The sequence below is a fragment of the Bifidobacterium goeldii genome (assembly GCF_003951095.1).
GTDB lineage: Bacteria > Actinomycetota > Actinomycetes > Actinomycetales > Bifidobacteriaceae > Bifidobacterium > Bifidobacterium goeldii.
This window is the reverse complement of the sequence record NZ_QXGL01000005.1, coordinates 41,039-52,423: the sequence shown is the minus strand read 5'-3', so window position 1 is coordinate 52,423 and position 11,385 is coordinate 41,039. Positions and strand designations below refer to the sequence as shown.

Annotated in this window: 6 protein-coding genes; 4 read left to right on the top strand and 2 right to left on the bottom strand. The window is 57.8% G+C overall.

What is annotated here, in order from left to right:
* Positions 1-92: 92 nt before the first annotated feature.
* From gyrB to D2E25_RS07885, 3 genes are all read left to right on the top strand, one after another.
* On the top strand, positions 93-2,174 hold the full coding sequence (gyrB, locus tag D2E25_RS07895; RefSeq protein WP_420897341.1) for a DNA topoisomerase (ATP-hydrolyzing) subunit B: 2,082 nt from the start codon (positions 93-95) through the stop codon (positions 2,172-2,174).
* A gap of 302 nt (positions 2,175-2,476) precedes the next feature.
* On the top strand, positions 2,477-5,173 hold the full coding sequence (gene gyrA / locus D2E25_RS07890) for a DNA gyrase subunit A (RefSeq protein WP_125981588.1): 2,697 nt from the start codon (positions 2,477-2,479) through the stop codon (positions 5,171-5,173).
* Positions 5,174-5,247: 74 nt separating this feature from the next.
* The gene (locus D2E25_RS07885) at positions 5,248-5,796 is read left to right on the top strand and encodes a DUF3566 domain-containing protein (RefSeq protein WP_125981586.1); all 549 of its coding nucleotides are present in this window, start codon (positions 5,248-5,250) and stop codon (positions 5,794-5,796) included.
* Between the two features lie 122 nt (positions 5,797-5,918).
* On the opposite strand, the gene D2E25_RS07880 is transcribed toward D2E25_RS07885, so the two are convergent.
* Positions 5,919-6,968, bottom strand: coding sequence for a LacI family DNA-binding transcriptional regulator (locus D2E25_RS07880; RefSeq protein WP_125981584.1), 1,050 nt, complete (start codon positions 6,966-6,968; stop codon positions 5,919-5,921).
* Between the two features lie 71 nt (positions 6,969-7,039).
* Positions 7,040-9,727 (bottom strand): alpha-L-arabinofuranosidase C-terminal domain-containing protein, encoded by a 2,688-nt coding sequence (locus tag D2E25_RS07875; RefSeq protein ID WP_125981582.1) that lies wholly within the window; start codon positions 9,725-9,727, stop codon positions 7,040-7,042.
* 214 nt (positions 9,728-9,941) lie between these two features.
* Here D2E25_RS07875 and D2E25_RS07870 point away from each other — a divergent pair, with 214 nt between their 5' ends.
* The gene (locus tag D2E25_RS07870) at positions 9,942-11,258 is read left to right on the top strand and encodes an ABC transporter substrate-binding protein (protein ID WP_125981580.1); all 1,317 of its coding nucleotides are present in this window, start codon (positions 9,942-9,944) and stop codon (positions 11,256-11,258) included.
* The last annotated feature ends 127 nt before the right edge of the window (positions 11,259-11,385 follow it).

Below are 11,385 nucleotides of genomic sequence, written 5' to 3'. Positions count from 1 at the left end.
GTATCGCCCACGAAAAGACCTTTCGAACGAAGGAATATGAAGAAAGGAAACCGTTAGTGGCAATTCTTGAATCGGATTCTGCGAACGATTCCATTGATGGATCTGACCAGAATACGCAAAACAACCTGGACGAAGCGATCGAGAATGATCAGCTCGATGATGCCCAGCTTGACGATTCCCTAGCTCCCGAACATTACGACGCCAGCGATTTGAAGGTTCTCGAAGGCCTTGAAGCTGTGCGTATTCGCCCGGGCATGTACATTGGCTCGACCGGCCCGCGTGGTCTGCATCATCTGGTGTACGAGATCGTCGATAATTCTGTCGATGAGGCGCTCGCCGGCTACGCAACGCATATCGAAGTGACGATTCTGCCGGATAACGGCATTCGCGTTGTCGACGATGGTCGAGGCATTCCAGTTGATGAAGTACCTGGCGAAGGCATCTCCGGTGTTGAAACAGTGCTCACCAAGCTGCACGCCGGCGGTAAGTTCGGCGGCGGCGGTTACGCAGTCTCCGGCGGTCTGCACGGCGTAGGTATTTCCGTCGTGAACGCACTGTCTACGCGCCTTGAAGTTGAGGTGCGCCGTCAGGGCTACCACTGGACGCAAACGTACATCAACCAGCATCCCACCGATCGACTCAAGCAAGGCGAGCCGATGGCTGAAGGTGAGTCCACGGGTACCTCGGTGACCTTCTGGCCGGACGGCAAGATCTTCGAAACGACCATCTACGATTTCGAAACGCTGCGCAGCCGCTTCCAGCAGATGGCCTTCCTCAACAAGGGCCTGAAAATCAGCCTTACCGACCTTCGCGAGCCTGATATGGCAGGCGATGAGGTTGCCGGTCAGGATGACGACGGCGAGACGAAGCACCAGAGCGTCACCTACCAGTACGCGAACGGTATTAAGGATTACGTTGACTACCTGGTGAAGTCGCGCAAGGCTACGCCGGTAGAAGAAGACGTGATCGACTTCGAAGCCGAAGACTTGAAGATCGGTATCTCCGCTGAGGTTGCCATGCAGTGGACTACCGCCTACTCCGAGGCTGTGTACACGTTCGCAAACACGATCTCCACCACCGAAGGTGGCACGCATGAGGAAGGCTTCCGTGCGGCGCTGACGAGCTTGGTGAACCGTTACGCGCGCGACAAGAACATCCTCAAAGAGAAGGATGAGAACCTCTCCGGCGACGATGTGCGCGAAGGTTTGACTGCGGTTATTTCCGTGAAGCTCACCACCCCGCAGTTCGAAGGTCAGACCAAGACCAAGCTCGGCAACTCCGAAGCGAAGACCTTCGTACAGCGCGTGATGACCGAGAAGCTTGGCGACTGGTTCGACTCGCATCCCAGCGAGGCGAAGAACATCATCCAGAAGGCCATCGAAGCGTCCCGCGCTCGTATCGCTGCTAAGAAGGCGCGCGAGAGCACACGCCGTAAGTCGATCTTCGAGTCGGCTGGCATGCCAGACAAGCTCAAGGATTGCCAGTCCAACAATCCTGAAGAGTGCGAACTGTTCATCGTCGAGGGTGATTCGGCAGGCGGTTCGGCAATCCAGGGTCGTAACCCGGAGACGCAGGCGATTCTGCCGCTGAGAGGCAAGATCCTCAACACGGAGCGCGCGAGCATCGACCGCATGATGAAGTCGGACACGATCGAATCGCTGATCACCGCTATCGGCGGTGGCTACGGCGAAGACTTCGACGTGAGCAAGGTGCGCTACCACAAGGTCATCATCATGGCTGATGCTGATGTGGACGGCGCGCATATTGCCACGCTGAACCTGACGTTGTTCTTCCGCTACATGCGCCCGATGATCACTGCCGGCTACGTGTACGTGGCTATGCCTCCGCTGTACCGCTTGAAGTGGACGCGCGGCGACCACGACTTCGTGTACACCGACCGTGAACGTGATGAGAAGCTCGCCGAAGGTAAGGCCGCTGGCCGTCAGCTACCTAAGGGCGAAGGTATTCAGCGTTACAAGGGTCTGGGCGAGATGACCTATCAGGAACTGTGGGAGACGACCATGGACCCTGAGCGGCGCATCTTGAAGCAGATTCACATTGAGGATGCCGCTGCGGCGGACGAGACGTTCTCGATGCTGATGGGCGACGACGTGGAGCCGCGCAGGCTCTTCATCCAGAGGAATGCCAAGGATGTTCGCTTCATTGACGCGTGATTGATTTTCCTCGGCTCCCCTTGCCAGGGGAGCTGTCAGCGAAGCTGACTGAGGGGTAGTCTCGGCCGCAGGCCGACGAGAATATTGAATCAGCCTTCGGCTGATGCGATATTGAGGCGGCTTCGCCGCAGACGCTCCCCCACCCGGCTTCGCCGGGAGCGTCCGGCAATTGAGGACAGCCTTCGGCTGACTCATTGCTGGCTCGCTGTCGCTCGCACCTCACCTACAAACGCCTCCGGCGTTTGCTTAACGGCTCGGCCCTCAGCCGAGGGGGCCAAGGTTTAAGATTAAAGGAAAACTAAGTGGCAGACGAAAACGGCACCGGCAACGACCTGCCGGAGCAGAACGACGAACGCGCTGAGCGTTCGATGGAGCCGACGAGCCCGCAGGCCAACGAACAGTTGGTTCTTGACGAGCATCGTGTTGCTCACACTGACATCCAGAAGGAGATGCGCCAGTCTTACCTCGACTACGCAATCTCCGTTATCGTAGAGCGCGCTCTGCCGGACGTGCGCGATGGCATGAAGCCAGTCCACCGTCGTATCGTGTACGCGATGTACGACGGCGGTTACCGCCCCGATCGCGGCTACTCCAAGTGCGCCCGCCCTGTCGCAGACGTGATGGGTAACTACCATCCACACGGCGACGTGGCAATCTACGACACCCTCGTGCGTATGGCCCAGCCGTGGTCGATGCGCTACACGCTCGTTGACGGTCAGGGTAACTTCGGTTCGGCCGGTGACGATCCGCCTGCAGCAATGCGTTACACCGAGTGCCGCATGATGCCGCTCGCGATGGAAATGGTGCGCGATATCGACAAAGACACTGTCGACTTCGTGCCCAACTACGACGGTCGTACGCAGGAGCCAACCGTGCTGCCTGCGCGCTTCCCGAACCTGCTTGCCAACGGTTCTTCGGGTATCGCCGTCGGTATGGCCACCAACATTCCGCCGCACAACATGCGCGAGCTGGCCACCGCCGTGCACTGGACGCTCGATCATCCTGAAGCGAGCCGCGAGGAGCTGCTCGACGCGCTGATCGGCATCATCAAGGGACCGGATTTCCCAACTGGCGCAACGATTCTCGGCCATAAGGGCATCGAGCAAGCGTATCGCACCGGCCGCGGCTTGATCACGATGCGCGCAGTGGTGAACACCGAGGAAATCAAGGGCCGTATGTGCCTGGTGGTCACGGAGCTGCCGTACCAGGTCAACCCGGATCGCCTCGCTGCTTCTATCCGCGAAGGCGTGCGTGACGGCAAGATTCAAGGCATCGCTGACATGCGCGATGAGACGTCTGGTCGTACCGGTCAGCGTCTTGTGCTCGTGCTCAAGCGCGACGCTGTACCGAAGGTTGTGCTCAACAACCTGTACAAGCACTCGCAGCTGCAGCAGACGTTCGGCGCGAACATGCTCGCACTGGTTGATGGCGTGCCGCGCACGCTCAGCCTCGACGCGTTCATCCGCCACTGGGTGAGCCACCAGCTCGAAGTCATCGAACGCCGTACCCGTTACCTCAAGCGTGAAGCTGAGGAACGCGACCACATCTTGCAGGGCCTGCTGAAGGCTATGGATGCGATCGATGAGGTTATTCGACTGATTCGTTCCAGCCAGGGCCGTGAAGACGCTCGTCCGAAGCTGATGGAATTCCTCGACATTGACCAGGTGCAGGCTGACGCGATCCTGTCGATGCAGCTCGTGCGCCTCGCCAACATGGAACGCCAGAAGATCGTCGATGAGCATGAAGAACTCATGCGCAAGATCGCCGACTACAACGACATCCTCGCCAAGCCGGAACGCCAGCGCAAAATCGTCGGCGACGAGCTCGACGAAATCGTCGCCAAGTACGGCGACGATCGTCGCACCAAGATCCTGCCGTACTCCGGCGAAATGAACGTCGAAGATTTGATCGCCGAGGAGAACGTGGTCGTTACGGTCACGCACTCCGGCTTCATCAAGCGCACCAAGGCCGACGAATACCGCGCTCAGCACCGCGGCGGCAAGGGCATCAAGGGCGCTAAGCTGCGCGAAGACGACGTGGTAGACCACTTCTTCCTCACGTCCACGCACAACTGGCTGCTGTTCTTCACGAACAAGGGCCGCGTGTACCGCATCAAGGCGTACGAGCTGCCCGAAGGCTCCCGCGACTCCAAGGGCCAGCATGTGGCGAACCTGCTGCAGTTCGGCCCCGACGAGACGATCCAGACCGTGCTGTCGATCCCGAACTACGAGGTCGCCAAGTACCTGGTGCTCGCCACTCGCTCCGGCAAGGTGAAGAAGACTGCGCTGGCCGAGTATGATTCGCCGCGCCAGGGCGGTCTGATCGCTGTGCGATTGATGACCGACGAGAACGGTGAGAACGCGGATGAGCTGATCGGCGCCGCATTGTGCAACGCTGAAGATGACATCATCTTGGTGTCGCGCCAGGGCATGAGCTTGAAGTTCGCTGCCGACGATGAGCAGCTGCGCCCGATGGGCCGCCAGACTGCCGGCGTGCAGGGCATGAAGTTCCGTGACGACGATGAGCTGCTGGCCATGGATGTGGTGCCGGCTGACACCGATAAGGATCTGCTCGTGGTCACGAACGAGGGCTTCGCGAAGCGTACAGCGATCTCTGAATACCGCCTGCAAGGCCGTAACGGCTTCGGTGTGAAGGCGTTGCAGCTGGCTGAAGGTCGTGGCTCGCTCGTCGGCGCCGTGGTGGTCTCTGAAGACGATCAGGTGATGGCGATTATGAAGTCCGGCAAGGTTATTCGCTCCGATGTGGCTGAGGTGAAGCGCACTGGTCGTACCACGCAAGGCGTGACTTTGGCTAAGCCAGACAAGAACGACGAGATCATCTCCATCGCGCGCAACGAGGAGAAGGATGACGACGATGAGACTGCAGCACAGGCATCTGCTGCTGAGTCTGCCGAGTCTGCTGAATCCGTTGAGCCCACGTCTGACGCCGCTTCAGAGGCATCTGACGAGAATGTGAACAAGACCGACGACGAGGAGTAATCGTCCCAGAAAACTGGTAGCCTCTCTTAAGAGCTATCGGGCGAACCGCAAGGACGAACCGTGAAGGAGCAGCGATGAGTGAGAATCCCGAAGAGGGTCAGGCCGAAGTATTCGAGCCCGTATCCGCCGAACCGCATGAGGGGCGTCATGGAGGCGCTCCGCGCGTGGCTCGTTCGGTGTCAAACCAGCCGCTGGCAGAACAGCGCGCTGGCCGTGAATCGGCTAACCGTCCGGCTCGTCCGACCCGTCGTGCGACTCCGCGCGCTCGCCGCATGAACCTGTCGTTGACTCATCTCAACGCGTGGTCGGTGGCGAAGGTGACGTTCATGCTGTCGATTGCCGGCGCGATTATCAACATCATCGCGGCCGCGCTCGTGTGGCTGCTGTTGGACGCTGCTGGCGTGTTCGGCAGGATGACGCAGATCATGTCGTCCACTGGTTTGGACGCTGGCTCGCTCGACTTGAAGAACATTCTCAGCCTGAGCACTGTGCTTTCCGCAGTCACGATTTTCTCGGTGATCGGCGTGATCCTGATTACGTTGTTCGTGACGATTATCGCGCTGCTGTACAACGTGGTGAGCTCTCTCGTTGGAGGCGTGCACATCACTCTCGGTGACGACTGATACTAAGAAGGTCCGCGACCATACTGGTTGCGGACCTTCTTTCGGTTGTGTGCATATCCGGTTTACGCAGAGGGAAAAATCGGCCGTACATGAACCGGATATGCACACAACCGAAAGAAGGATTAAGCGGATTCGCGCTGGGCGATGTGGAAGTCGGCGACGATGCGCTGATGTGGCAGCGCCTCATGCCCGTCCTGATCGTTAATACGCTTGATGAGCAGGTCTACCGCTTTGTCGGCGATCTGTTTAATATCTACGGCAATAGTGGTCAATGAGGGAACCATCGTCTCCCCCATTTCAATACCATCGAAGCCCATTACAGCCACATCATTCGGCACATCCAAGCCAATATCCTTCAGCCCACGAATCGTACCGAATGCGATCGTGTCAGTCATGCAGAACAGCGCATCGCAGTCCCGAATCGTCGACTCATACTCGTGCACGGCCTCGCGCGCTGCAGTATCAGTCCATTGCGTAGGAATAATACGAATATCCCCCCAGCGTATGCCGAGCTTATCGCACGCCGCACGGCAGCCGGTCATACGGCGATGGCGAACGTCATGCTCATTGTCAACAAACTCGCTGTTCTTGAGGTCTTCGCCAACGATGCCAATTCGCCGCCTACCACTGTGATAAAGATATTCGATCGCCGCTTGTGCACCCTGCTCGCACGGAGTGAGAATTGTATCGATATCCTGCTGCGGTCGATCATCGTCAAGCAGTACGGTTGGACGATGATTCGACAACTGCTCAATCTCATCAGCGGCAAGACGACTGGAACTAAACAGCAGACCATCACAGAACTGGTTTGATACGCGTTCAATAATCGAACGTTCATTGCTTTCGCTAATACGCGTTTGCTGTACAACCGTCTGAAAACCATGCTCTTCCGCAGCCTGCGAGATCAACGATGCTAACTGTGCAGGGTATGGGCGGTCGAGCTCGAAAATCGCCAAGCCGATCGTGCCACGCTGTGTATTGTTGCGACTCGTAGAGACGCGCAGACTGCGCGCTGACAGGCTCGTGGTATTGAGTCGGTAATGCAGTTTATCGGCCGCCGCGCGGACGCGTTCAGCTGTCTGTGGCGCGACATTATTGTTGCCGCGCAGTACATTCGACACAGTCATAGCCGATACTCCGGCTTCGCGCCCGACATCCTTCATGGTGACCATGTGATTACTCCTTACAACTGTCGTCAAGCATACAAGGGACGTATTGCTCTGCGTGGCGTGTGTTCTACGACTTACTGCTCCGGCTGTTCCGGCAGAGTCAAGACGGTGAATGAATACGGTTCGGCTTTCCAGTGCGCAAGATCGGCGGCTGATACGTCGACTGTCTGCGGGCGTGCGGGCGCTTCTTCGAATGGTTTGCCAGCATCACGTGCAGCGGCAAGCGTGGTGGCAGTGCCGTGCGCGCTGCCAGTGAGTGGAGATTGATCGAAAGTGAATTCGACTGGTTGCGGTTGATCTGTGGCGTTGACGATGCGGATAGTCAACGCGCCAGCGGTTGTATTGCGCCCGGCGCTTACTACGAATCGGTTTTGTTCGCTCGTATCGCGATACTCGTGAATACGCTGACCATTCAGCCAGACCTGTACGTGCTGACCTTGATTAGCAACCTCGATTTCGACGCGATAATCGCGATTCGATTCCACGCCACCCTCAACAGCAGGTACTGCTTCATCAGGAATGCCATCGCCTACGCGCTTCAAGATGTAATACTTGTTGTCCCAATCACCGAATGCCCAGCGGAAGTAGTCAGAGCTGTCTACCGCGCCAAAATCGATAATCAAGCCGTCTTCGCCGTCTGTACGGCGCGCGGTGAACGCGATGCGGTAATGATCAGCAGTGACATGCAAACCAGTGTCTACGCTGGCACCCGAGCCGCGCAGGGTGGTGTCAGGTGCGTGAACGATTGACGGTGCTGCGGTATCGGAATCGTTTGCAACGCTGGCATCGTTCGCACTAGTGGCATCGTTCGCATCGAGTACGGTGACGCTAATATCAGAGAACACGAATGATCCTGCGTCAACACTACCGAATCGCAAACCAGTCCAATTGCGCGGCTCCGGCTCAAAGCGTGGCTCATTGCGCACAGTCGTATCTAACACATGCGTCATCGCCGAGCGCGCATACATGCGTTGTACCCAATAGTTCAACGTTGGTATCGTACGCTCGCTGTCGAAATACAACAGATCTGGATGCCATTGCGTGTGCGCGAGACGGCCAAATAGCGGCGCATAGGAGGCCATGCGCACCGTATCACCATTGCGCTCAATCGACGTCATAATCGCCGCTTCAGCCAACGCACTAATCTGCAAGTTTGACCATGAGCCATACTCGCCCAAGTATGTAGCTGGGCCAAGAGGGTCGCGGCCATCGTAATGATCAAGGTGAGCAAACCACCATTGCGGCGACTTATACGCGTGCTCATCGACCATGTCGATCGGCTTGCGGCGAGCAAAATCCCAGCCGGCGTCATAATCTTCACCGCTCGGATTCGGTCCAGCGGTGCCGATCACCGTAATATTCGGATATGCGCGCTTTACCGCGTCATATATCAGCGAGAAGCGCTCGCGGAATGCGTCGTTGATTTTATCTTCGTTACCAAGCCCTAAGTATTCCAAGCCAAACGGTTTCGGGTGGCCAGCCGCCGCGCGCTTGGCACCCCACGTGGAAGTCACTGGTCCGTTCGCGTATTCGATCAAGTCAAGCGCGTCCTGCACGAACTCAGTCATCTGATCCATTGGCACTACAGTGACACCGCCAGCCGTGTTCTGACAGGAGACGCCAACCGGTAGCACTGGCAGCGGTTTAGCGCCGATGGCCTCACACAGCAAGAAATACTCGTGGAAGCCCACGGTAAAGCTCTGATGGTAACCCCAGTAGCTGTACTGGTGCGGGCGGTGCTCCACTGGGCCGATCGTGCGCTTCCAACGGTAGATGTTGCTGGTTTCAACACCGTGAGTGATGCAACCGCCGGGGAATCGCATGAACCGTGGAGCAAGATCGTGCAGCGCGCGGACCATGTCATCGCGGAACAAGCGAGGCGTTCCATCTGCGTTGCAGGGGCGGAGCGTAACCCAGTCGATGCTGAAGGTGGCTGGTGCGGCTGCGGGGATTGAGATGGTAGCGGCGATTGCTGCTGTAGCGGCGTTCGAGGTGCTGTTCGAGGTGCTGATATCGCCAGCGCGAGAGACAGTAAATCGCAGTGCTCCCTGCGTAGTGCTGCCAGTGCAATCGAGCGTGACGGCAAGGCGCTGCCAGCCGTGCACGGTTGGCGTATTGACTGCGTGGTTGTGGTCTTCGTCATGGTCTTCGCTAGCACCATGCGCGTTAATCGACATCTCAGCGTGCGCAAGTACCGCCGCTCCCCCATCATCGGCTTGCGTGGCTTCGTCGATTAACTCAGCCGCAATCGTCATATCCGCGCCTTCTGCGCGCACCCACGCGGTGCAGGCGTACCGTGTTCCGGCAGCGAACGTCATGCCGTCAAAGCCGCGGTTGATAAGCGTTACCGTGTCTGCGCTGTCTGTATCGTCTGCGCTCGCCCCCAGTTGTGCGGCCATGTAATGCGGGTTTTCTGCAGCTACGGGGTGATCTGTGCGTACGGAAACGTCGCGAGCTGCAGCGCGCGGATAGTCAATAGTCCAAGTGAAGAGGTGACTCCAGCGGGGATTATCGGCTCGATTGTATGCAAATGCGCCGTTTTGCACGAGGTCGGCGTTAAGACCGCCGTCAATGGAGTAATTGATGTCTTCAAGGAAGATGCCCCACAGGTCGGTGCTGATCGCTTTACCGGATTTGCTGTTGTGCACGGTGATTGTTGTTGGAGCGGTTGCTGCAGTGACATGAGGTGCTGCGCTCGCGGCATTCGGTGACGTGACCGTTGTGGCTTCCTCGTTCGGCTGCTGTGCCGTGATGTCTGCCATGGGTGGCTCCTTCGTCCTTAGGTCATCGGGAGGGTAAAATTTTTTCCTCAGCCGATTTGACAAATCGATATTATCGATAATATCATGAATGTATCGATAAAGTTATCGATAAAATACATAAAGATAACTCATCAATAAGTAACAAAGTAACCACAATGGGAAGTTGCGGAAACAGGTGCGGAAGCCCGAGTTCACAACAGTCGAAGGAGACAACATGAAGAAGATCACGAAGGCAGTGGCTGCTGTCCTGGCCGCGGTGACGTCGGTGTCGCTGGCCGCCTGCGGATCCAGCTCGTCCAGCAACGTGGACGAGAACGCGCCCGTCGAGATCACTTGGTGGGGCTGGGGTAACACTGCTGAGACCCAGGCCAAGGACTTCATGAAGAAGTACCCGAACATCACCGTCAAGTTCGCGAACATCGGCAGCGCCGACAAGCAGTACATTTCGCTGAACAACGCGATCTCCGCCAACTCCGGCATGCCGGACGTGGCCATGATCGAATACCACGCGCTCCCCCAGTTCGTTGCCACCGGCAAGCTTGCCGACCTCACCCAGTTTGGTGCCGACAAGTACAAGGACGACTATGCAGCCGGCCCGTGGGCCTCCGTCGCGCTTAACGGCGGCATCTACGGCCTGCCGGTCGATTCCGGCCCAATGGCATTCTTCTATAACAAGGAAGTCTTCGACAAGGCTGGCGTCGACGCCACGCAGATCAAGACCTGGGACGACTACTACGAGGCCGCTAAGAAGATCCGCGCCGTTGGCTCTTACATCACCTCCGACTCCGGCGATGGCGGCTTATACGATTCGATGGTCTGGCTGGCAGGCGGTCACCCGTTCGAAACTTCCTCCGACGGCAAGACCGTGACGATCAACCTCACTGGCGACAAGGGCACTAAGGAGTTCAACGACTTCTGGCAGAAGATGATCTCCGAAGACCTCATCGATACTAAGACCGCTGGCTGGTCCGACGATTGGAACACCGCCCTCGGCGACGGTTCTATCGCTTCCCTGCTTACCGGCGCCTGGATGCCGGTCAACCTTGAGAACGGCGCCGCCGCGGCCAAGGGCAAGTGGCGCGTGACTCAGATGCCAACCCCGGACGGTTCCGCGGTTAACTCTGAGAATGGTGGTTCCTCGCTGGCTGTGCTCGACACCGGTGACAAGGCCAAGATGGCTGCCGCGTGGAAACTCGTCGACTACCTGAACCACTCCAAGGAAGGCACTGATAAGGCTTACGAGCTGGGTGTGTTCCCGTCCATCAAGCGCATTCTCGACAGCGATGACTTCGTCAACTACACGAGCGACTATTTCGGTGGTCAGGAGATCAACAAGGAGTTTGTGAAGGCTTCTGAGAACGTGCGTAAGGGCTGGCAGTTCCTGCCGTTCGAGGTGCAGGCCCGCAAGACCTACCTCGACACTGTAGGCAAGGCCTTCACCGGTCAGGCCACGATGGAGAAGGGTGTTGCCGAGTGGCAGAGCAACCTGACCTCCTTCGCTAAGGATCAGGGCTTCGAAGTCAAGAAGTGACGATCGGCCGATTCATCTAGACCATCTAGTTAGGGCTTCGGCAAAACTGACCTATTGACCACAGGTCAGTGCCGAAGCCCTTTTCCCATGCGGTATTGCGTGCGAGAAGGCACGTAGCGCTGCCACT